The following is a 22,044-nucleotide window of genomic DNA, read 5'->3' as shown; positions in this document are numbered from 1 at the left end:
CATGACACAGCAGCAGCAGACCGCGGGCGGCGATGTCCGCCTCGCCGGGATCAGCAAGACCTACGGCTCCTTCACCGCCGTACATCCGCTCGACCTGACCGTGCCCCAGGGGTCCTTCTTCGCCCTGCTCGGCGCCTCCGGCTGCGGCAAGACCACCACCCTGCGGATGATCGCGGGCCTGGAGGAGGCCACCACCGGCACGGTCTTCCTCGGGGACAAGGACATCACCGACCTGCCCCCGTACAAGCGGCCGGTCAACACCGTCTTCCAGAGCTATGCGCTCTTCCCGCACCTGGACGTCGCCGAGAACGTCGCGTTCGGGCTCCGGCGGCGCGGCATCAAGTCGGTGAAGAAGCAGGTCGCGGAGATGCTGGAGCTGGTCCAGCTCGGCGACTTCGCCCGCCGTAAACCGCACCAGCTCTCCGGCGGCCAGCAGCAGCGCGTCGCCGTCGCCCGCGCGCTCATCAACCACCCGCAGGTCCTGCTGCTCGACGAACCGCTCGGCGCCCTCGACCTCAAGCTCCGCCGCCAGATGCAGCTGGAGCTCAAGCGGATCCAGACCGAGGTCGGCATCACCTTCGTGCACGTCACCCACGACCAGGAGGAGGCCATGACCATGGCCGACACCGTCGCGGTGATGAACGGCGGCCGGGTCGAGCAGCTCGGCGCGCCCGCCGACCTCTACGAGAACCCGCGCACCACGTTCGTCGCCAACTTCCTCGGCACCTCCAACCTCATCGAGGGCGAGGTCGTGTCCACGGGCGGCGATCTGGTGGTGGCCGCGGGCGGCGGAAAGCTCACGCTGCCCCGGGAGCGATGTTCGGCCCCCACCACCGGCGGCGGCCGGCTGCTCCTCGGCATCCGGCCCGAGAAGATATCCCTGGCCCACGCGGACGACGCGGACACCATCGCCGCCGGCCGCAACCGCGTCACCGGCCGCATCACCGACTCCAGCTTCATCGGCGTCTCCACCCAGTACGTGGTCGAGAGCCCGGCCGGAACGGCCCTCCAGGTCTACGAGCAGAACATCGAACGCGACACCCGCCTGGTCCCCGGCGCCGAGGTCGTCCTGCACTGGAACCCGGCCCACACCTTCGGACTCGACGCCGACCAGGACATCGACGCGGGCGCGACGAGCGTGGAGGACGCGGAGTGAGCCTCACCGAAGCGCCGCCCGCGCCCCCCGCCGAACCCCAGGAGCCGAAGGGGCCGGTGCTCCGCAAGCCCTCCACGCGCAAACGGCTCGTCCCGTACTGGCTGCTGCTCCCCGGCATCCTCTGGCTGCTCGTCTTCTTCGCCCTGCCGCTCGTCTACCAGGCCTCCACCTCCGTACAGACCGGCTCGCTGGAGCAGGGCTTCGAGGTCACCTGGCACTTCCAGACGTACGTGGACGCGCTGCGCGAGTACTACCCGCAGTTCATCCGGTCCCTGCTGTACGCGGGCACCGCCACGCTCCTGTGCCTGCTGCTGGGGTACCCGCTCGCCTACCTCATCGCGTTCAAGGCGGGCCGCTGGCGCAATCTGGTCCTCGTGCTGGTCATCGCCCCGTTCTTCACCAGCTTCCTCATCCGTACGCTGGCGTGGAAGACGATCCTCGCCGACGGCGGCGCGGTCGTGGACGTGCTCAACACGCTCCATGTCCTGGACGTCACGAGCTGGCTCGGCTGGACCGAGTCCAACCGGGTCCTGGCCACGCCGATGGCCGTCGTCTGCGGCCTCACGTACAACTTCCTGCCGTTCATGATCCTGCCGCTCTACACCTCGCTGGAGCGGATCGACGGCCGGCTGCACGAGGCGGCGGGCGACCTCTACGCCACCCCCGCCACCACCTTCCGCAAGGTGACGTTCCCGCTCTCCATGCCCGGCGTCGTCTCCGGCACCCTGCTGACCTTCATCCCGGCCAGCGGCGACTACGTGAACGCGGAACTCCTCGGCTCCACCGACACCAAGATGGTCGGCAGCGTCATCCAGAGCCAGTTCCTGCGGGTCCTGGACTATCCGACGGCCGCCGCGCTCTCGTTCATCCTCATGGCGATCGTCCTGCTGGCGGTCACCTTCTACATCCGCCGCTCCGGGACGGAGGACCTGGTCTGATGCCCGTACTGCGCTGGATACGCCGGAACCTGATCGTCATCGCGGGTCTGGTGACCCTCGCGTACATGATCCTTCCGAACATCGTCGTGATGGTGTTCTCGTTCAACAAGCCCAACGGGCGCTTCAACTACGCCTGGCAGCGGTTCTCGCTGGACGCCTGGAAGGACCCGTGCGGCGTCGCCGACCTCTGCGGCTCGCTCTCCCTCTCGCTCCAGATCGCCTTCTGGGCGACGCTCGGGGCGACCGCGCTCGGCACGGCGGTCGCCTTCGCGCTGGTCCGCTACCGCTTCCGGGCGCGCGGCGCGATCAGCTCGCTGATCTTCCTGCCGATGGCGATGCCCGAGGTCGTCATGGCCGCTTCCCTGCTCACGCTGTTCCTGAACATGGGCGCCCAGCTCGGCTTCTGGACCGTGCTGATCGCGCACATCATGTTCTGCCTCAGCTTCGTGGTGACGGCCGTCAAGGCGCGCGTCATGTCGATGGACCCGCGACTGGAGGAAGCCGCCCGCGACCTGTACGCGGGACCCGTGCAGACCTTCGTACGGGTGACCCTTCCGATCGCCGCACCGGGAATCGCGGCGGGCGCACTGCTCGCCTTCGCGCTCTCGTTCGACGATTTCATCATCACGAATTTCAACGCGGGCTCCACCGTCACGTTCCCCATGTTCGTCTGGGGTTCGGCACAGCGCGGCACGCCCGTGCAGATCAACGTCATCGGCACCGCGATGTTCATCATTGCGGTAACGGTGGTTCTCGCCGGCCAGCTCATAGCCAACCGGCGCAAGAACAACGCTCGACCCTGAAATTCCTGAAGGAGTTGGAAACCATGGCCCCAGCTGCCATGCGTACTGCCGCACAATCGATCGCCGGCGCCAAGCCGGTCTCCTACTGGCTCGACGACCCGGCCAAACCCGACGCGCTTCCCGCCCTCACCGGCGACGAGCACACCGACCTGCTGGTCGTCGGCGGCGGCTACAGCGGACTGTGGACCGCGCTCATCGCCAAGGAGCGCGACCCGGACCGGGACGTCGTCCTCATCGAGGGGCACGAGGTGGGCTGGGCCGCCTCGGGCCGCAACGGCGGCTTCTGCGCCGCCTCCCTCACCCACGGCCTGGCCAACGGTGTGGAGCGCTGGCCCGACGAGATCGCGAAGCTGGAGGAGCTGGGGGAGCGGAACCTCGACGCCATCGAGGCCGCCGTCGCCCGCTACGGCATCGACTGCGAGTTCGAGCGGACCGGCGAGATCGATGTCGCCACCGAGCCCCACCAGCTCGAAGAGCTGCGGGAATGGCACGAGGAGATCCAGCGGCTCGGCATCACCGGCGTGGACTTCCTGGACCGTGAGGCCCTGCGCGCCGAGGTCGACTCGCCCACCTTCCTCGGCGGGCTCTGGGACCGGCGCGGCGTCGCGATGCTGCACCCGGCGAAGCTCGCCTGGGGCCTGAAGCGGGCCTGTCTGGAGCTCGGCGTACGGATCCACGAGCACACGCGCGGGCTGGACCTGGTCCGCTCCGGCACCGGGATGGCGGTCCGCACCCCGTACGGCCGGGTCTTCGCCCGCCGCGTCGCGCTCGGCACCAACATCTTCCCGTCGCTCGTCAAGCGGGTCAGGCCGTACACCGTGCCGGTCTACGACTATGCGCTGATGACCGAACCGCTCACCCCCGAACAGCTCGATTCCATCGGCTGGAAGGGCCGCCAGGGACTCGGCGACAGCGCCAACCAGTTCCACTACTTCCGGCTTTCCGCGGACCACCGGATTCTCTGGGGCGGATACGACGCGATCTATCCGTACGGGGGCCGGCTCAGCGCCGATCTCGACCAGCGCCCGGAGACGTTCCTGAAACTCGCGGAACAGTTCTTCACGTGCTTCCCGCAGCTTTCCGGACTGAATTTCACGCATGCCTGGGGCGGCGCGATCGACACCTGTTCCCGCTTCACGGCCTTTTTCGGCACGGCTCACCAGGGGCGGGTCGCGTACGCCGCCGGATTCACCGGACTCGGCGTCGGATCCACCCGGTTCGGGGCCGATGTGATGCTCGACCTCCTCTCCGGCGAGGAGACCGAGCGAACCCGCCTGGAAATGGTCCGCTCGAAGCCGATGCCCTTCCCGCCGGAGCCCTTCGCCTGGGCCGGGATCGAGATCACCAAGCGGTCCCTGGCCCACGCCGACAGTAACGGCGGGCACCGCAATCTGTGGCTGAAGACCATGGACAAGCTGGGGCTCGGCTTCGACAGCTGACCTGCGCCCAGGGCGAAGCAGGTGCTGTGACCCACTTCACTGCCAACAAGGAGCCCCAACCCGCGTCATAGTCGGGGCCGATCGCTCTCTCGCACGTGTACGCACCGGCGGAACCCTGCCGGTGCTCACGTCAACGGGAGGCTGGCCATGACTGGCTCGGAAACGAAGGCCGCGGTCGAGTGGCTCACATCGGTGGCACCGGACCCGGCCGCCTGCCGGTGGGAGTGGGAGCGCAACCCCCAGGGGATCGCGCTCCTTCCCGCCGGCAGGCGCTGGGACGTCCTGATCCTCCCGGGCGAGCTGGGCTATCCGACGCTCGACGTCCTCACCCGGTTGATCGACCGCCCCGGCCCCGTCCTCGCCGACTTCGGCGAGTCCCGCATGGGCTTCTTCGTCCCGCCGGGCACCGTCTCCCGCTGGATCGGCACCGGGATCAGGGGCTGCGGCCAGGGCACCTGGATCGTCGTCCCGTATCCGGGGCGGGCCACCGGGGGAGTGCGCTGGCTGATCCCGCCGGACGGCTCGGGGACCCTCACCGACGCCGGAATCCTCGAACTCGCCATGCACGAGGCGGCGGGCGCCGCCGCCCGGGACGCCCGCGAGGAGCGTCCGGAGGGCTGAGCCGGCTGCCAGAGGTCTTGACAACCCGATTGGTCTGGACCATGTTGTGCGCACGCCACACCCCAATTTCCCCCTGCGCGGAGGCTGTTGTGGAACGCACCGGACCAACCGTCAGATTCTCCAGACTTCTGGCCGTCTGCTCGGCCACCCTGATCGCCGCCGGCGGCCTGGTCGCCTCGGCCCCGGCGGTGGGCGCCGCCGACGCGGACCTGGTGCGCAACGGCGGCTTCGAGGCGGGCCTGGACGGCTGGAGCTGCGCGAACTCCAGCGGGGCGGCGGTCACCGCGCCCAAGCGCAGCGGCGCCTCCGCGCTCAAGGCGACCCCGGCCGGCAGCGACCACGCCAAGTGCTCCCAGACCGTCACCGTCCAGCCCAACTCCTCGTACACCCTGAGCGCCTGGGTGCAGGGCAGTCATGTCTACCTCGGCGCGTCCGGCACCGGCACCACCGACGTCTCCACCTGGACGCAGTCCCCCGAGGCGTGGAAGCAGCTCACCACCACCTTCACCACCGGCCCCTCCACCACCTCCGTGAGCGTCTACACCCACGGTTGGTACGGCACCCCGGACCACTACGTCGACGACCTCAGCCTCGTCGGCCCCGGCGGCGAGCCCGTCGTGATCCCGGCCGCCCCCGGCGGCCTGAAGACCACCGCGCTCACCTCCTCCTCGGTGGCGCTCTCCTGGACCGCCGTCTCCGGCGCGGCCGGCTACAACGTCTACCGAGGCGGTACGAAGGTGGCCACGGCCACCGGCCCGTCCGCCACCGTGACGGGCCTGACGCCCTCCACCGCGTACAGCTTCCAGGTCACCGCCACCAACGCGGCCGGCGAGTCCGCGAAGTCGACGGCGATCACGGCGACCACCACGGCGGGCGGCGGCGGAGGCGGCGACACCGAGCTCCCGGCCCGGGCGCTCGTCGGCTACCTCCACTCCAGCTTCGCCAATGGCTCCGGCTACACCCGGATGGCGGACGTGCCCGACTCCTGGGACGTCATCAACCTCGCCTTCGGCGAGCCCACCTCCGTCACCTCCGGCGACATCCGCTTCGCGCTCTGCCCGGCCTCCGAGTGCCCGAACGTCGAGTCCGAGGCGGAGTTCAAGGCCGCGATCCAGGCCAAGCAGGCGGCGGGCAAGAAGGTGCTGATCTCGATCGGCGGCCAGAACGGACAGGTGCAGCTCGGCTCCACCGCGGCCCGGGACGCCTTCGTCACCTCGGTCTCGAAGATCATCGACACCTACGGCCTGGACGGCCTGGACATCGACTTCGAGGGCCACTCGCTCTCCCTGGACACCGGCGACACCGACTTCCGCAGCCCCACCTCACCGGTGATCGTCAATCTGATCTCCGCGGTGAAGACCCTCAAGGCGAAGTACGGCCCGGACTTCGTCCTCACGATGGCGCCCGAGACCTTCTTCGTGCAGCTCGGCTACCAGTTCTACGGCTCCGGCCCCTGGGGCGGCCAGGACCCGCGCGCCGGCTCCTATCTGCCGGTCATCCACGCGCTGCGCGACGACCTGACCCTGCTGCACGTCCAGGACTACAACTCGGGCCCGATCATGGGCCTGGACAACCAGTACCACTCGATGGGCGGCGCGGACTTCCACATCGCGATGACCGACATGCTGCTCGCGGGCTTCCCGGTGGCGGGCGACACGAGCAAGGTCTTCCCGGGCCTGCGCCCCGACCAGGTCGCCATCGGCCTGCCGGCCTCCACCCAGGCGGGCAATGGTCACACCTCACCGGCCGAGGTCAACAAGGCGCTCAACTGCCTGATCAAGAAGACCGACTGCGGCTCCTACCAGACCCACGGCACCTGGTCCGACCTGCGCGGCCTGATGACCTGGTCCATCAACTGGGACCGCTTCAACAACTGGGAGTTCTCGAAGAACTTCGACGCCTACTTCGGCAACTGACCCACCCCAGGGGCGCCAGCACCAACGGCCCCAGGCACCAACTGGCCAGCACATCGAGCGGCCAGTGGTAGCCGTGCAGCACCAGACCGATGCCCGTCGCCGTGGTCAGCAGGATCGCGGCGACGGGCATCATCCACCCCCGGGGCCAGGACGCCTCCCGCAGCCGTCCCGGCCGGGGGAGGGCCAGCAGCACCAGGGCCGAAGCCCCGTACGCCACGGCGGCCGTCGCCGTATGACCGGACGGGTAGTAGTTGACCGCCTCGGTCAGCGGGCCCTGCCGGGCGGTCGCCACCTTCAGCGGAATCACCAGCGCGGGCACCGCCGCCATGGTGAGGGCCGCGTACACGGCGAGCCGCAGGGCACGACGCCACAGCGCGTACCCGATCACGGCGGTCAACACGGGAAGCGCCACCGCCGTCCCGCCGAGATCGGAGAGAACCTGGGTCAGCGCGCCCGGCCCGCGCTCGAAGAGCTTCGCCCCCACGCGCTCGTCCAGCCGCAGGAGCGGACCGTCGACGGCGACCTGCCAGGTGATCAGCGCGAAGAGGACCGCGAGGAGGCCGAGGACGCCGGAAACGAGAGGGGCCGGCCACCCGGGAACAGGGGGGGTTGTTCCGGGATGGCCGGCGAGATCGGTTCGCCGCGCGCCCCGGGGGGTGTGGGGCGGGCGGCCGTCCGATCGGTGAGGAGTCCCGGAGCCATCGGCTCCGGCATGCGCGAACGCACGCCCCGGGCGGTGCTGGGGAAGCCCCGGCCCGGAGTCGGCCGAGGTTTCCCGCGACCGAGGTGTTTCTCTCATCTGCAGAAACCGTACGGCAGCGGAGGGGCGGCGGACAGTCGCCACCGCCTCCCGCCATCGCCCCCGCACACGTTCTTCACAGGCCCTCACCCGGATGCCGGACGGAAGCGGCGAAAGCCCGCTCCGTCCGCATTCCGGTTCGCTGGGATGAGCGACGGATCAGAGCCGGCCGAAAGCCTGCTCGATCAGGTCGAGGCCCTCGTTGAGGAGGTCCTCACCGATCACCAGCGGCGGCAGGAAGCGCAGGACGTTGCCGTACGTACCGCAGGTCAGGACGAGCAGCCCCTCGGCGTGGCAGGCCTTCGCGAGCGCGCCGGCCGCCTCCGGGTTCGGGTCCTTCGTGCCGGACTTCACCAGCTCGATCGCGATCATCGCGCCGCGGCCGCGGATGTCACCGATGATGTCGCCGTTCGGGAGCTTCGCCCGCATCTCCGCGAGGCGGCCCTTCATGACCTCCTCGACCCGCTTGGCCTTCCCGTTCAGGTCCAGCTCGCGCATCGTCTCGATGGCCCCGAGCGCGCCGGCGCAGGCCACCGGGTTTCCGCCGTACGTACCGCCCAGGCCGCCCGCGTGCGCGGCGTCCATGATCTCGGCGCGGCCGGTCACGGCGGACAGCGGCAGACCGCCCGCGATGCCCTTGGCGGTGGTGATCAGGTCCGGGACGATGCCCTCGTCCTCACAGGCGAACCACTGGCCGGTACGGCAGAAGCCGGACTGGATCTCGTCCGCGACGAACACGATGCCGTTGTCCTTGGCGAACTGCGCGATCGCCGGGAGGAAGCCCTTGGCGGGCTCGATGAAGCCACCCTCGCCGAGCACCGGCTCGATGATGATCGCGGCGACGTTCTCCGCGCCGATCTGCTTGGTGATCTCGTCGATGGCCTGCGCGGACGCCTCGGCGCCGGCGTTCTCGGCACCGGTCGGCCAGCGGTAGCCGTAGGCGACCGGGACGCGATAGACCTCGGGCGCGAACGGGCCGAAGCCCTGCTTGTACGGCATGTTCTTCGCCGTCATGCCCATGGTGAGGTTGGTGCGGCCGTGGTAGCCGTGGTCGAAGACGACGACGGCGGTGCGCTTGGTGTGGGCGCGGGCGATCTTCACCGCGTTCTCGACGGCCTCGGCGCCCGAGTTGAACAGCGCGGACTTCTTCGCGTGGTCGCCCGGCGTCAGCTCGGCGAGCTGCTCACAGACCTCGACGTACCCCTCGTACGGCGTGACCATGAAACAGGTGTGGGTGAAGTCCGCGAGCTGCGCGGAGGCCCGCCGCACGACGGCCTCGGCGGACGCGCCCACGGAGGTCACGGCGATCCCGGACCCGAAGTCGATCAGCCGGTTGCCGTCCACGTCCTCGATGATCCCGCCGCCCGCACGGGCGGTGAACACCGGCAGGGTGGAGCCCACACCTGCGGCGACGGCCGCGACACGGCGAGCCTGCAGCTCGACCGACTTCGGGCCGGGGATGGCAGTGACGACGCGGCGCTCCTGCGGGATTGCGGTCATGAGGGGCTCCTGGGGGTGTTTCGGACGCGCTTCGATGCGGACGCTTTTCTTTCTGCAGGCTAGGGGTGGGGGAGGGGTGCGGGCATGCTCCGATCGGGAGTGGTGGGGGTGTGTCCTTGTCCTTGGCGGACAGATGACCGGATGAAGTGACCTGGGTACCGGGAATGGCCATGGGGCGGCGGACCCGCGTACTAGATTGAGCGCTGCACCGAGATACCGCCTCGGAACATCAGAGGAGCAGTGGCAATGGGCGCCGAGGGCACGTACGACTCGCAGCGTGAGCAAGGCGGGCAGGGTGCGGGCGACGCCAGTGCGCGGTGGCTCGATCACCGCCACGGGAACGGCGCCGAGAGCACCCGAGTGCCCCGGCCCGCCTCGGCCCCGCCCCCCATGCCTCTAATGCCACCCCGGGCATCTGCGGAAGGCTTTGACGTACGGAACTGGCTCCGGGCTCATCGAGCCGACCCCGAACCGGGGCTCTGGCGGTACGGGCACCGGCCGAAGGCGGTCGCGGACACCGACGAGGTGCCCACGCGCGCCCTGGTCGTGGGCGTGCTCGTCTCCCTCGCCTGCGGGATTTTCGCGTGGGCGGTCTGGCGCACCGACTACATCGCGGTGCAGCGGTTTCCGCTGAAGCTGTTCACCCCCTCCGAATGGTGGCGCGGTGACCCCGGGCAGTCGGCGCGGACTGCCAGCGCCGTGTACAACAGTCTCTTCGCGGCCTTGCTGATCTACTTCTGCGGGCGGCTCGGCAACTGGCCGGCGCTGTACCGGAGGCTGGTCGTGGACCGGCCCCAACCCGCCAGGGCGCTTGCTGCCGCGCTCGCGGGTTTCCTGGTGGTGTGGATCGTCCTGGGCACGCGCCTGCTTCCATTCTTCTACGCCGTCCTTCACGCGTTGGTGCCGGTGTCCGTGTTCCGAGGCGATCCGGAGACGGCTGCCGTGATGGGCGTGGCCGTCTACGTTCTGATCGGGGCGGCTCTGCTGTGGCCGTTCGCTCGGACGGGCGGATGGCTGGAGTTTCTCCGGAAGCCCAGCCCCGTCGCCACCTCTCCCGAGGCCAATCCCGAGACGTCCGAAAGCGTCTCGGACCGGCCGCTGCTGGTCGGTGCGCTGATCTCGCTGCTCTCCGCCCTGCTGCTGTGGTCACTGTGGCTCAACGGCTACCTTCCCTACCGCTTGGTCCCGCTCAAGCTTTTCACCCCGGGGGAGTGGTGGTACGCGGGTATCTCCGGAGGCCCCCGCACCATCGAGGGCAGGGACGCCCTCACCGTGTACGAGGGGATCCTTTTCGGCTTGCTGGCCTACGGGTGCGGCCGGATCGGCAACTTCGCCGAGCTGTTCCGCCGCCGTGTCGCCGAGCGCGGGCAGCCCTTCCTCGCCCTCTCGGCGGCCGCGGCGGCGGGCCTAGTCCAGCTGCTCGTCTGGAAGGAGATGCTTCCCGTCGTCCGTCCGATCCTGGTCCTCATCGCCTCCGTGGCAGGCGGCGAGATCTACCAGAGCCAGACGGTCGTCAACGTGATCTACGCGCTGATCACCGTACTCGTTCTCTGGCCCTTCGCCCGCCTCGGCCGCTGGCGCGAACTGATCGCCGCCCGCCGGGGGGGCGCCGCCCCGGCCCCGGCCGACGATGCCGGCCCCGCCACCGCGACCTCCGCTGACCAGTGGCCCGACCTGCGCGCCGCGGGCTGGACCGACGCCGCCGACACTCTCACCGCCGAGGTCCGCATCGGGCGCATGAACGACGTGGACGTGGCCCGGCTGCGCCACGCCTGGACACTCGCCACCCAGCGGTCCGACCAGCTCGCTCCCCTCGCAGAGGCCGTGCTGCGTACCGGCGGGGCCGCCGCCCCGCACCCCTCCGGCCATCGCGACCTGCCCCGCCGCACTGCTCGCCACGACGTGCTCACCGGCCAGGTCAGGATCGGTCGGTGCACGGACGACCCGCACAACCCCTACGACCGCCGGGGTACGGGTCTCGCCCTGGAACCAACGCTGCTCGGCACCTCCCTGCTCGCTGTCGGTCCGCCCGGCGTCGGGAAGTCCGCCCGGCTGATCCGGCCGGTCGTCGAGGCCCTCGCGCTGCGCGCACTGGCCGGACAGGCCGCGGTCCTCGCCGTCGGCGGGGCGGGTGCGCAGCTCGGGCCGGACGACGCCTTCGACGTCGTCGTCCGCATCGGCCACCCCGGCTCCGCCCACGACCTCGACCTCTACGGCGGCACCACCGACCCCGACGAGGCGGCGGCCGTCCTCGCCGAAGGTCTCGTCGGCGATGTCGGCAGCCTCGACAGCCGCCGCGCCGCCACCGTCCTGGCCCAGCTGCTCGGCCCCTACCGCGCCGCCCACGGCCACTTCCCCTCCGTGCCCGAACTGCGTGAACTCCTCGACGGCACACCGGCCGCACTTGCCGACCTCCGCGCCTCCCTCGAAGCCGCCGGCCACCACGCGATGCTCCGCGAGCTGGACGCGCGGTCCCGGCAGGCGGGCGGCCCGGGCGACCCCGCACCGGCCCTCGCCGACCGGGTCGCCCTGCTGGACCGGCCCGCGTTCACCGAGTTCTTCGCCACCGGCCCGGACGCCCGCCCGTTCTCGCTGCGGGCGCTCGGCCAGTACCCGCTGCGGGTCCGTGTGGACTTGCCGGAGCGCGGCCACGCGGAGGCGTCCCGGCTGCTCACCCGGCTGCTCCTGGCCCAGTTCACCGCGATCGCTGCGGCCCGCACCGACACCACGCTCTTCGTCTGCCTCGTCCTGGACGACGCCACCCACGCCGTGACCGCCGAGACCGTCCGCGGTATCCGCCGGCTGCGCTCGGTCAACGCCGGGGCGGTGCTCGCCCTGCGGACCGTCGACGACGTCCCCGAAGCCCTGCACACCCCGCTGCTCGGCGCGGTCGGCTGCACGGCGGCCTTCTCCGGCATCACCACCTGGGACGGCAAGCGCTTCGCCGAGGCCTGGGGCAAGGAATGGGTCGAGACCCGCGAGGTCGCCCAGCACACCGTCTTCGCCGACCAGCCGTTCACCCGCGCCCTGCACGCCCTGCGCAAGCTCGTCACCGGCAAGGCCGTGACCACGGACGCGGTGACCGTACGGCAGGTGGAGAAGGAGCGCTGGTCGGCGTCCGAACTGGCCTACGCGGTCCCGGCGGGGCATGCCGTCATCCGGGTGACCACTGTCCAGGGCGAACACGCCCCCCCGCTCCTCGTCCACCTCGACGGCTGAACGGCGGGGGCCGGAGCCCGGGCGCGGTTACCCGCACCCTGCCGCCCTGGCAGAATCGGAGGCAGCCGTTCATACGGGACGGCGCAATCGGTGCCATCGAGCCGGCCGGCGATCCGGCCGTCCGTACGGCGGCGCCGCGACCTCGTCCCCGACCTTGAGGGTTCCCGGCCCATGCCCCCCACGCTCGCCTCGCTCGTCCAGCACTCGGCGCTCAAGCTCACCGTGCGGGCGGGCGCGGACCGGCTCGACACGCCCGTGCGCTGGGCCCACGCCAGCGAGCTTGCCGACCCCGTCCCATACATGGACGGCGGCGAACTCCTCCTCGTGACCGCCACCAACCTCGACGCCGAGAACGCCGAGGCCATGCGGCGGTACGTGCGGCGGCTGGCCGGAGCCGGGGTCGCCGGGGTCGGATTCGGGGTCGGCGTCAACTACGAGGACATCCCGGCCGCCCTCGTGGACGCCGCCGAGGAAGCCGGGCTGACGCTCCTCGAAGTCCCCCGCCGCACCCCGTTCATCGCCATCAGCAAGGCCGTCTCCGCCGCCATCGCCGCCGACCAGTACCGCGCGGTCACCGCCGGCTTCGAGGCTCAGCGCGAGCTGACGAAGGCCGCGCTCGCCGGGGACGGGCCCGCCGATCTCCTCGCCCGGCTCGCCGCCCACATCGACGGCTGGGCCGCCCTGTACGACACCTCCGGCGCCGTGCTGGCCGCCGCCCCCGACTGGGCCGCCCGCCGCGCCGCCCGCCTCACCCCCGACGTCGAACGCCTCCGGGACCGCACCGCCCCCGCCAGCGTCGTCGTCGGCGACAACGAGGACCGGGTCGAGCTCCAGTCGCTGGGCACCGGCCGCCGGGCCCGCGGCGCGCTGGCCGTCGGCACCGGAGCCGCGCTGGGCACCGCCGAGCGGTACGCCGTGCACTCCGCCGTCGCCCTGCTCACCCTGACCACCGCCCGCTCCCGCTCCCTCCAGGGCGCCGAACAGCGCCTGGGCGCCGCCGTCCTGCGCATGCTGCTCGCCGGGCAGCCCGACCATGCGCGGGCCGTCGCCGGGGACCTCTACGGCGGGCTGCTCGACGCCCCGTTCCGGCTGCTGATCGCCGAGACGGCCGTACCCGCCGGGGCCGAGCTGCTCACCGAGACCATGGAAGCCGCCGCCGCCCGCTCCGGCGAGGCGCTGCTCATGGTCCCCGAGGGCGAGCGCGTCGTCGTGCTCGCCGCGGACGGCGGCACCGCCGTCGCCGCCTGCGCCTCCTACGCCGAGGCCCAGGACGACCGCGCCCCGCGCGAGGGCGGCGCCGAGGACAGCGACGTCGTGGTGGGGCTCTCCGCCCCCTCCGGCCCGATCGCCGTCGCCGCCGCGTACAAGCAGGCCGAACAGGCCCTCTCCGTCGCCCGCCGCCGGGGCCGGGCGCTCGTCGAGCACGAGGAGCTGGCCGCCGGATCCGTCCTGCCACTGCTCGCCGACGACGCCGTACGGGCCTTCGCCGACGGCATGCTCCGCGCGCTGTACGAACACGACGCCAAGGGCCGCGGCGACCTCGTGGCCTCCCTGCGCGCCTGGCTCTCCCGTCACGGCCAGTGGGACGCCGCCGCCGCCGACCTCGGAGTGCACCGGCACACCCTGCGCTACCGGATGCGCCGCGTGGAGGAGATCCTGGGCCGCTCGCTGGACGACCCGGACGTCCGTATGGAGCTGTGGCTCGCACTGAAGACGACCGAGGCGGCGACACCCGCCGAGGAGTGAGCCGCCGCACCGGGCCGGTATTGCAACGCACAGTCCAAAACCCTAGAGTGCTGCCATGGCCCGACCGAGACAGTTCGACGAGGAACGGGCCCTGGACGCCGCGATGCGCGCCTTCTGGGAGTACGGCTACGAGGCCACCTCCACCCAGGACCTGTGCGCCGCCACGGGTCTGGGGCGCAGCAGCATCTACAACACCTTCAGCAGCAAGCGCGAGCTGTTCGGGCGCTCGCTCGCCCGCTACCTGGACACCATGGCCGACGCCCAGGACGCCATGCTGGAGGATGCCTCCCGCCCGCCCGCCGAGCGGATCCGCGCCCTGCTCGACAAGATCGTGGCCGACGAGTTCGACCACCGCCCCAGCGGTCGCAGCCTCGGCTGCCTGGGGGTCAACAGCACGGTGGAGCTCGCCGCCCGCGACCCCGAGGCCGCCCGGCTCCTGGACCGCGACGCCGCCCGCCGGCTGCGGACCCTGTCCGCCGTCATCGCCGCCGGGCAGCGCGACGGCTCCATCGCCTCCGCGCGGGGCTCCGACGCCCTCGCCCGGTACGTCAACGCCGTCATCGGCGGTATGCGCGTCACCGCCCAGGGCGGAGCCGACCGCGCGGCCGTCCAAGCCGTCGCCGACACCGCGCTGGACGCCCTGATCCGCTGAGCTCTTCCGTATCACCGCGCCAGACGCGCGGCTCACCCATGTCCACGTTCTGAACTGCTCGTTACAAAACAACGCCCACAGGGGGAACCCACCGTGCCTCGTGCCGTCCACGTCCTGGCCTTCGGCATCTTCGCCATGGTCACCAGCGAATTCGTCGTCGCCGGACTGATGCCGCAGATGGCCGAAGGCCTCGGCGTCACCGTCCCGCACATCGGCTACCTGATCACCGTCTTCGCCCTCTCCATGGCGCTCGGCGGCCCGCTGCTCTCCGTCGCCCTGCTGCGGCTCCCGCCGAAGACCGCGCTCATGGTCCTCTTCCCGGTCTTCCTGGCCGGCAACGTGCTGGCTGCCACCGCGTCCGGCTACCCGGCCATGGTGGTCGCCCGGGTGATCACCGGAGTCGCCTCCCAGGCCTTCTTCGGCGTCGCGATCTCGCTCGGCTCCCAGCTCACCCGCCCCGAGATACGCGGCCGGGCCGTGGCGGTCATCCTCAACGGACTGATGCTCGGCACCCTGCTGGGGCTGCCGCTGGCCACCCTGACCGGCGAACGGTACGGCTGGCGCGCCGCGTTCTGGGCCATCTCCGCGCTCACGGTCGCCGCCGCCCTGTGCACCGCGATCGGCGTACGCCGGACAGACCGGCCGGAGGGCAGCGGCACCTTTCGCTCCGAGCTGACCGCCTTCCGCGCTCCCCGGCTCTGGCTGACCCTGCTGACCAGCACCATGGTCATCGGCGCGACCTTCTCCGCCTTCAGCTACCTCAACCCGATCCTCACCCGGGTCACCGGCTTCTCCCCGGGCACGGTCCCGCTGCTGCTCCTGGCGTACGGCGCCGCCACCGTCATCGGCAACACCGTCGTCGGCCGGCTCGCCGACCGGCACACCCTCCCCGTCCTGCTCGGCGGTCTGTCGCTCAACGCGGTGTTCCTGGCCGGATTCGCCCTGCTGGCCCGGTTCGACGTCTGGGCGGTGCTCTGCATGCTGGGCATCGGCCTCGTCGGGGTCACCATGAACCCGGCCCTGGTCACCCGGGTGCAGCGGACCGGCAACGCCCGCCCGCTCGTCAACACCGTGCACAGCTCCTTCATCACCTTCGGCGTGGTCCTCGGCTCCGCGCTGGGCGGTCTGGGCCTCGACCGCTTCGGCCTGCGGGCCCCGCTCTGGCTCGGCGCGGGCCTCGCGGTGACCGGCCTGCTCACCCTCGTACCGGATCTGCTCCGGCGTACGGAGAAGCCCGGCGCGGTCGGACCGGGCGGGACCTCCGCCAATTCGGAGCACCCGGCCCCCGCTCCGCTCCACGCCGGACAAACGACCTGAGCGCCTCCCCGCCCTACCGTGGGACCACAGAGGAGAGCCTCCGGGCCGCATCACCTCCGTAACGACCTCACCACCTCCTCACGACCTCCGAAGGGCCGGAACCTCCATGACTTCGCCCCACGCCTTCTGGGTGGCCGGCCGCCAGGCCACCGGTGCCGACAGCTTCGACGTCACCAACCCGTACGACGGACGCCTCGTCGGCACCGTCAGCGTGCCGACCGACGCCCAGGTCGAGGAGGCCGTCGCCGCCGCCCACGCCGTACGCGACGAGTTCGCCGCGACCCCGGCGCACGTACGGGCCGCCGCGCTCGACCACGTCGTACGACGGCTGACGGAGCGCACCGAGGAGATCGCCCAGCTGATCTCGGCCGAGAACGGCAAGCCGATCAAGTGGGCCCGCGGCGAGGTCGGCCGGGCCGTGTCCGTGTTCCGGTTCGCGGCAGAGGAGGCCCGCCGCTTCAACGGCGGCGAGGCCCAGCGCCTCGACACCGACCTCGGCGGCACCGGCCGCCTCGGCCTGACCCGCCGCTTCCCGCGCGGGGCGGTCCTCGGCATCGCGCCCTTCAACTTCCCCCTCAACCTCAGCGCCCACAAGGTCGCCCCGGCCATCGCCGTCGGCGCACCGATCATCCTGAAGCCGGCCCCGGCCACCCCGATCTCCTCGCTCATCCTGGGCGAGCTGCTGGCCGAGACCGACCTCCCGGCGGGCTCCTGGTCCGTCCTGACGGTCCCGAACGACAAGATGCCCGCCCTCGTCCAGGACGAGCGGCTGCCGGTCATCTCCTTCACCGGCTCGGGCCCGGTCGGCTACGCGATCATGGAGTCGGTGCCCCGCAAGCACTGCACCCTGGAGCTCGGCGGCAACGGCGCGGCGGTCGTCCTCGGCGACTACGCCTCGGAGGCGGACCTCGACTGGGCGGCCACCCGGATCGCCACCTTCTCCAACTACCAGGGCGGCCAGTCCTGCATCTCGGTGCAGCGCGTCATCGCCGACGCCTCGGTCTACGACCGGCTCGTCCCGAAGATCGTCGCCGCCGTCGAGGCCCTGGTCACCGGCGACCCGGCCGACGCCACCACCGACGTCGGCCCGCTCGTCAGCGAGGACGCCGCCAAGCGCGTCGAGTCCTGGGTCGACGAGGCCGTCCAGGGCGGCGCGGAAATCCTCACCGGCGGCAAGCGCGACGGCGCCACCTACGCCCCGACCGTCCTCGCGGGCCTCCCCGACGACGTGAAGCTCTCCTGCGAAGAGGTCTTCGGCCCGGTCATGTCGCTCCAGAAGGTCGACGGCGAGGCCGAGGCGTTCGCCGCCGTCAACTCCTCCCAGTACGGCCTCCAGGCAGGCGTCTTCACCCACGACCTCCAGACCGCCTTCCGCGCCCACCGTGCGCTCGAGGTCGGCGGCGTGATCATCGGCGACGTCCCCTCGTACCGCGCCGACCAGATGCCGTACGGCGGCGCCAAGCAGTCCGGCGTAGGCCGCGAGGGCGTCCGCTACGCCATGGACGACTACACCTACGAGCGCGTCCTGGTCCTCACCGGCCTCGCCCTGTAACACCCCGGACGACCCCACCCGCGCCCCCGCCTGGACAGCGAGCGCGGGCGGGGCGCGCGAAAAGGACGGCCCGAACCCACTGTGCGGGGGTTCGGGCCGTCCGCGTGTTCCTGCGCGGGGACTGGTGCGGGTGCCGAACCACGGGTACACGGGTTACATACGGACCAGTAAGCAGCGACTAGCAGTCCGCGCGTCCAGGTGCCCACCCCTCCTGGTTCACGCGCGGCGAGGTGAGGTCCCTCATGTCCGCACCACACAACATCCCCCAGGTCCCCAACGCCCCCAAGGTCACCGAACGCGAAGCGCGGCGGGTCGCCGAGGCCGCCCGGGAGCAGGACTGGCGCAAGCCCAGCTTCGCCAAGGAGCTGTTCCTCGGGCGCTTCCGGCTCGACCTGATCCACCCGCACCCCCTGCCGCCGCCCGACGACATCCGGCGCGGCGAGGAGTTCCTGGCGCGGCTGCGGGCCTTCTGCGAGACGCACATCGACAGTGCGCGGATCGAGCGCGAGGCGAGGATCCCCGATGAGGTGATCAGCGGGCTCAAGGAGCTGGGCGCGCTCGGGATGAAGATCGAGACCAAGTACGGCGGGCTCGGGCTCACCCAGGTGTACTACAACAAGGCGCTCGCTCTCGTCGGCTCCGCCAGCCCCGCGATCGGCGCGCTGCTCTCCGCCCATCAGTCGATCGGCGTACCGCAGCCCCTGAAGATCTTCGGCACCCAGGAGCAGAAGGACGTCTTCCTGCCCCGGCTGGCCACCACCGACATCTCCGCCTTCCTGCTGACCGAGCCCGACGTCGGCTCCGACCCGGCCCGCCTCGCCACCTCGGCCGTGCCCGACGGGCCGGACTATGTCCTGGACGGCGTAAAACTCTGGACCACCAACGGGGTCGTCGCCGATCTGCTCGTGGTCATGGCCCGGGTGCCCGCCTCCGAGGGCCATCCCGGCGGCATCACCGCGTTCGTCGTCGAGGCCGACGCCCCCGGTGTCACGGTGGAGCACCGCAACGCCTTCATGGGCCTGCGCGGCATCGAGAACGGCGTCACCCGCTTCCACCGGGTCCGGGTCCCCGGGGCCTGCCGGATCGGGCCCGAGGGGGCCGGGCTGAAGATCGCCCTGACCACCCTCAACACCGGCCGGCTCTCGCTGCCCGCGATGTGCGTGGGCGTGGGCAAGTGGTCCCTGAAGATCGCCCGCGAGTGGTCCGCCGTACGCGAGCAGTGGGGCCGGCCCGTCGCCCAGCACGAGGCGGTCGGCGCGAAGATCTCCTTCATCGCGGCCACCACCTTCGCCCTGGAGGCCATCGTCGACCTCTCCTCGCAGATGGCCGACGAGGATCGCAACGACATCCGCATCGAGGCCGCCCTCGCCAAGCTGTACGGCTCCGAGATGGGCTGGCTGATCGCCGACGAACTGGTCCAGATCCGCGGCGGCCGCGGCTTCGAGACCGCCGCGTCGCTGGCCGCCCGTGGGGAGCGGGCCGTCCCGGCCGAGCAGATGCTCCGCGACATGCGCATCAACCGGATCTTCGAGGGCTCCACCGAGATCATGCACCTGCTGATCGCCCGCGAGGCCGTCGACGCCCACCTCAAGGTCGCGGGCGACATCATCGACCCCGACAAGCCGCTCTCCGCCAAGGCGAAGGCGGGCGCGAACGCCGCCGGGTTCTACGCCCGCTGGCTGCCCCAGCTGGTCACGGGCGCCGGGCAGCTCCCGCGTACGTACGGTGAGTTCCACCCCGCCGGGCACCGCGACCTCTCCGGGCACCTCCGGTACGTCGAGCGGTGCTCGCGCAAGCTCGCCCGGTCGACCTTCTACGCCATGTCCCGCTGGCAGGGGCGGATGGAGACCAAGCAGGGCTTCCTCGGCCGGATCGTCGACATCGGTGCGGAACTCTTCGCGATGAGCGCCGCCTGCGTCCGCGCCGAGCACCTGCGCGGGACCGGCGAGCACGGGCGTGAGGCCTACCAGCTCGCGGATGCCTTCTGCCATCAGGCCCGCGTCCGGGCCGAGGAGCTGTTCACCCGGCTGTGGTCCAACACCGACGACCTCGACCGGCGCGTCGTCGACGGCGTCCTGTCGGGGACGTACACCTGGCTGGAGGAGGGCGTCGTCGACCCCAGCGGCGAAGGCCCCTGGATCGCGGACGCCACCCCGGGACCCTCCGTCCAGGAGAACCAGCACCGGCCGGTGCGCTAGTTCTGTGCCGCATAGGTTCGGCGGGTTGGAGGTTGGGGCTGTCGGAGCAGGCGGTGACGCGTCCGTCCCGACCGCTGGAGGTGTGGTGGCTGAACCTGTGCGGCAGACCAGCCCTCGCGTCGTGATGGAGAACTGTTCACGCTCTCCTGGCTACAGGCGGCGTGCCGCAACAACCGCTGAACTGCCTGGTGTTGTGAGTATTTCCGTGGCGTCGAGGGCTGAATGAGTGAGGTAGAACAGGCGGAGCTCGTCCACTTCGCCGCCGAAACGAGGCGGCCAATCGGGCGATGGGGTGAAGTCGTCCAGGATGAGAAGGCCACCAGGAGCAAGCAGCTCGACCACCCCCTCGGGGTCGTCACGCTTGCCTCCGCCGTCGCAGAAGAAGACATCGAAGGGTGCGTGCTGCTCAAGCAGCCGCCAGTCCCCGGTGAGGACACTGACGCGGTCGTCGTCCGCGAACACCCGGGCCGCTCGACAGGCCAGCGCCTGGTCACGCTCCACCGTGACCAGGCGGGCACCGGCGCCAAGCCCACTGTGCAGCCAGGCGGTACCCACGCCCGAGCCCGTGCCACTCTCCGCAATGACTCCGTGGGGCTTCGCAGCAGCGGCCAGCCTCAGCAACCTGCCCACCTCAGGGATGCAACTCTTCTTGAAACCCGCCTCGGAGGCGCCACGCTCCGCGGCCACCACGCGAGGCGGAACCGAACGCTCTGCCATGATCACGAATCCCCCTTTGCCGTGAACACGACGCTATCCGCCGACAGAGACGCCTGTACGGAATTTCGCCCGTCCATATCCGGCGAACCTATGCGGTCACAGCGCCAGGTGCGCCCGTACGGGGACGTCCACGCACCGGACGCACCCCGTACGCCCCGCCCGCCACAGGGCAGGATGAGGGCCGTGACCGTCATCGACATCCCCGGCTCCAAGTCCGTCACCGCCCGCGCCCTCTTCCTGGCCGCCGCCGCGGACGGCACCACCACCCTGCTGCGGCCGCTGCGCTCGGACGACACCGAGGGCTTCGCCGAAGGCCTGAAGAGCCTCGGGTACGCGGTCGAGCAGGAGGCCGACCGCTGGCGCGTCGAGGGCCGCCCCGGCGGGCCCGCCGTCCCCGAGGCCGACGTCTACTGCCGCGACGGCGCGACCACCGCCCGCTTCCTGCCCACGCTCGTCGCGGCCGCCGCCTCCGGCACCTACCGCTTCGACGCCTCCGCCCAGATGCGCCGCCGCCCGCTCGCCCCGCTCACCCGCGCCCTCACCGCCCTCGGCGTCGACCTGCGCCACGGGGAAGCGGAAGGGCATCATCCGCTGACCGTCCGGGCCGCCGGGATCAAGGGCGGCGAACTCGCCCTGGACGCGGGGGAGTCGTCCCAGTACCTCACCGCGCTGCTGATGCTCGGACCGCTCACCGCGCAGGGGCTGCGGATCGAGGTCACCGAGCTGGTCTCCGCGCCGTACGTCGAGATCACCCTCGCGATGATGCGCGATTTCGGCGTGGAGGTGGAGCGGGAGGGGAACACCTTCACCGTGCCTCCCGGCGGCTACCGGGCCACCGCCTACGCCGTCGAGCCCGACGCCTCCACCGCGAGCTACTTCTTCGCCGCCGCCGCCCTCACCGGCCGCGAGGTGACCGTCCCCGGCCTCGGCACCGGCGCGCTCCAGGGCGACCTGCGCTTCGTCGACGTACTGCGGGACATGGGCGCCGAGGTGGCGGTGGGCGCCGACGCCACCACCGTCCGCTCCACCGGCCGGCTGCGCGGCCTCACCGTCAACATGCGCGACATCTCCGACACCATGCCGACCCTCGCCGCCATCGCCCCCTACGCGGACGGTCCCGTACGGATCGAGGACGTCGCCAACACCCGGGTCAAGGAGTGCGACCGGCTGGAGGCGTGCGCCCAGAACCTGCGGGCCATGGGCATCACCGTGCACACCGGGCCCGACTGGATCGAGATCCACCCCGGAACGCCGAAACCCACCGGGATCGCCACCCACGGCGACCACCGCATCGTGATGTCCTTCGCCGTCGCCGGACTGCGCACACCGGGCCTGACGTACGACGATCCCGGCTGCGTACGCAAGACGTTCCCGCGCTTCCACGAGGTGTTCCAGGACTTCGCGGACGGCCTCGTGGCGCCCTGACAGGAGGGGGCGGCACGACCCGCACGGGACGCGCTGTCCCCGCGCA

16 protein-coding genes are annotated in these 22,044 nt (G+C 71.4%); 13 read left to right on the top strand and 3 right to left on the bottom strand.

The features are described from left to right. Position 1 precedes the first annotated feature (1 nt). From ACIQPT_RS16375 to ACIQPT_RS16350, 6 genes are all read left to right on the top strand, one after another. Positions 2–1,156 (top strand): ABC transporter ATP-binding protein, encoded by a 1,155-nt coding sequence (locus tag ACIQPT_RS16375; protein ID WP_401156462.1) that lies wholly within the window; start codon positions 2–4, stop codon positions 1,154–1,156. After that, on the top strand, positions 1,153–2,094 hold the full coding sequence (locus ACIQPT_RS16370) for an ABC transporter permease (RefSeq protein ID WP_401156461.1): 942 nt from the start codon (positions 1,153–1,155) through the stop codon (positions 2,092–2,094). Before ACIQPT_RS16375 ends, ACIQPT_RS16370 begins: the two co-directional genes overlap by 4 nt. Further along, positions 2,094–2,897: an ABC transporter permease gene (locus tag ACIQPT_RS16365; protein WP_401156460.1), complete on the top strand. Its 804-nt coding sequence runs from the start codon at positions 2,094–2,096 to the stop codon at positions 2,895–2,897. The genes ACIQPT_RS16370 and ACIQPT_RS16365 overlap by 1 nt, the downstream gene beginning before the upstream one ends. 23 nt (positions 2,898–2,920) lie before the next feature. Further along, positions 2,921–4,336 carry an NAD(P)/FAD-dependent oxidoreductase gene (locus tag ACIQPT_RS16360; RefSeq protein WP_401156458.1) on the top strand — a complete coding sequence of 472 codons (1,416 nt, stop codon included), beginning with the start codon at positions 2,921–2,923 and terminating at the stop codon, positions 4,334–4,336. A gap of 147 nt (positions 4,337–4,483) precedes the next feature. Further along, complete coding sequence (locus ACIQPT_RS16355) at positions 4,484–4,957, top strand: hypothetical protein (protein WP_401156456.1); 474 nt, start codon at positions 4,484–4,486, stop codon at positions 4,955–4,957. Positions 4,958–5,046: 89 nt separating this feature from the next. After that, entirely contained in the window at positions 5,047–6,873 is a 1,827-nt protein-coding gene (locus ACIQPT_RS16350) for a chitinase (RefSeq protein ID WP_401156455.1), read from the top strand. Here the strand turns inward: ACIQPT_RS16350 and ACIQPT_RS16345 are convergent. Both ACIQPT_RS16345 and gabT read right to left on the bottom strand, forming a co-directional pair. Then, complete coding sequence (locus ACIQPT_RS16345) at positions 6,824–7,672, bottom strand: phosphatase PAP2 family protein (protein WP_401156453.1); 849 nt, start codon at positions 7,670–7,672, stop codon at positions 6,824–6,826. The genes ACIQPT_RS16350 and ACIQPT_RS16345 overlap by 50 nt on opposite strands. A 159-nt stretch (positions 7,673–7,831) precedes the next feature. Continuing rightward, positions 7,832–9,172 carry a 4-aminobutyrate--2-oxoglutarate transaminase gene (gene gabT / locus ACIQPT_RS16340; RefSeq protein ID WP_401156451.1) on the bottom strand — a complete coding sequence of 447 codons (1,341 nt, stop codon included), beginning with the start codon at positions 9,170–9,172 and terminating at the stop codon, positions 7,832–7,834. 945 nt (positions 9,173–10,117) lie between these two features. On the opposite strand from gabT, the gene ACIQPT_RS16335 reads away from it, so the two are divergent. The 6 genes from ACIQPT_RS16335 (at position 10,118) to ACIQPT_RS16310 (ending at position 19,856) form a co-directional block, all read left to right on the top strand. Then, positions 10,118–12,391, top strand: a complete 2,274-nt coding sequence (locus ACIQPT_RS16335) for an ATP/GTP-binding protein (protein ID WP_401156711.1) — start codon at positions 10,118–10,120, stop codon at positions 12,389–12,391. A gap of 171 nt (positions 12,392–12,562) precedes the next feature. After that, entirely contained in the window at positions 12,563–14,137 is a 1,575-nt protein-coding gene (locus ACIQPT_RS16330; protein ID WP_401156449.1) for a PucR family transcriptional regulator, read from the top strand. A 55-nt stretch (positions 14,138–14,192) separates the two neighbouring features. Further along, complete coding sequence (locus ACIQPT_RS16325) at positions 14,193–14,789, top strand: TetR/AcrR family transcriptional regulator (RefSeq protein WP_401156447.1); 597 nt, start codon at positions 14,193–14,195, stop codon at positions 14,787–14,789. 93 nt (positions 14,790–14,882) lie between these two features. Further along, a complete protein-coding gene (locus tag ACIQPT_RS16320) occupies positions 14,883–16,106 on the top strand; it encodes an MFS transporter (protein ID WP_401156446.1) in 1,224 nt (407 codons plus the stop codon). Positions 16,107–16,212: 106 nt separating this feature from the next. Next, positions 16,213–17,658 (top strand): aldehyde dehydrogenase family protein, encoded by a 1,446-nt coding sequence (locus ACIQPT_RS16315; RefSeq protein ID WP_401156444.1) that lies wholly within the window; start codon positions 16,213–16,215, stop codon positions 17,656–17,658. A 242-nt stretch (positions 17,659–17,900) separates the two neighbouring features. Then, positions 17,901–19,856 (top strand): acyl-CoA dehydrogenase family protein, encoded by a 1,956-nt coding sequence (locus tag ACIQPT_RS16310; protein ID WP_401156442.1) that lies wholly within the window; start codon positions 17,901–17,903, stop codon positions 19,854–19,856. Positions 19,857–20,006: 150 nt separating this feature from the next. On the opposite strand, the gene ACIQPT_RS16305 is transcribed toward ACIQPT_RS16310, so the two are convergent. Further along, a complete protein-coding gene (locus ACIQPT_RS16305; protein WP_401156709.1) occupies positions 20,007–20,573 on the bottom strand; it encodes an O-methyltransferase in 567 nt (188 codons plus the stop codon). Between the two features lie 183 nt (positions 20,574–20,756). On the opposite strand from ACIQPT_RS16305, the gene aroA reads away from it, so the two are divergent. Next, positions 20,757–21,998, top strand: coding sequence for a 3-phosphoshikimate 1-carboxyvinyltransferase (aroA, locus tag ACIQPT_RS16300; protein ID WP_401156440.1), 1,242 nt, complete (start codon positions 20,757–20,759; stop codon positions 21,996–21,998). Positions 21,999–22,044: the final 46 nt, after the last annotated feature.

Source organism: Streptomyces sp. NPDC091289 (assembly GCF_044757365.1).
In the GTDB taxonomy this organism is placed as follows: Bacteria; Actinomycetota; Actinomycetes; order Streptomycetales; family Streptomycetaceae; genus Streptomyces.
This window is presented reverse-complemented; position numbering and strand designations above follow the sequence as displayed.

Excerpts from the sequence above, each read along its gene's own strand:
- ACIQPT_RS16335 (WP_401156711.1), top strand. The coding sequence starts at position 10,118 with ATGGGCGTGGCCGTCTACGTTCTGATCGGGGCGGCTCTGCTGTGGCCG.
- ACIQPT_RS16375 (WP_401156462.1), top strand. The coding sequence starts at position 2 with ATGACACAGCAGCAGCAGACCGCGGGCGGCGATGTCCGCCTCGCCGGG.
- ACIQPT_RS16345 (WP_401156453.1), bottom strand. The coding sequence starts at position 7,672 with ATGAGAGAAACACCTCGGTCGCGGGAAACCTCGGCCGACTCCGGGCCG.
- ACIQPT_RS16355 (WP_401156456.1), top strand. The coding sequence starts at position 4,484 with ATGACTGGCTCGGAAACGAAGGCCGCGGTCGAGTGGCTCACATCGGTG.
- ACIQPT_RS16305 (WP_401156709.1), bottom strand. The coding sequence starts at position 20,573 with ATGGCAGAGCGTTCGGTTCCGCCTCGCGTGGTGGCCGCGGAGCGTGGC.
- ACIQPT_RS16315 (WP_401156444.1), top strand. The coding sequence starts at position 16,213 with ATGACTTCGCCCCACGCCTTCTGGGTGGCCGGCCGCCAGGCCACCGGT.
- ACIQPT_RS16365 (WP_401156460.1), top strand. The coding sequence starts at position 2,094 with ATGCCCGTACTGCGCTGGATACGCCGGAACCTGATCGTCATCGCGGGT.
- ACIQPT_RS16330 (WP_401156449.1), top strand. The coding sequence starts at position 12,563 with ATGCCCCCCACGCTCGCCTCGCTCGTCCAGCACTCGGCGCTCAAGCTC.
- ACIQPT_RS16310 (WP_401156442.1), top strand. The coding sequence starts at position 17,901 with ATGTCCGCACCACACAACATCCCCCAGGTCCCCAACGCCCCCAAGGTC.
- ACIQPT_RS16325 (WP_401156447.1), top strand. The coding sequence starts at position 14,193 with ATGGCCCGACCGAGACAGTTCGACGAGGAACGGGCCCTGGACGCCGCG.
- gabT (WP_401156451.1), bottom strand. The coding sequence starts at position 9,172 with ATGACCGCAATCCCGCAGGAGCGCCGCGTCGTCACTGCCATCCCCGGC.
- ACIQPT_RS16360 (WP_401156458.1), top strand. The coding sequence starts at position 2,921 with ATGGCCCCAGCTGCCATGCGTACTGCCGCACAATCGATCGCCGGCGCC.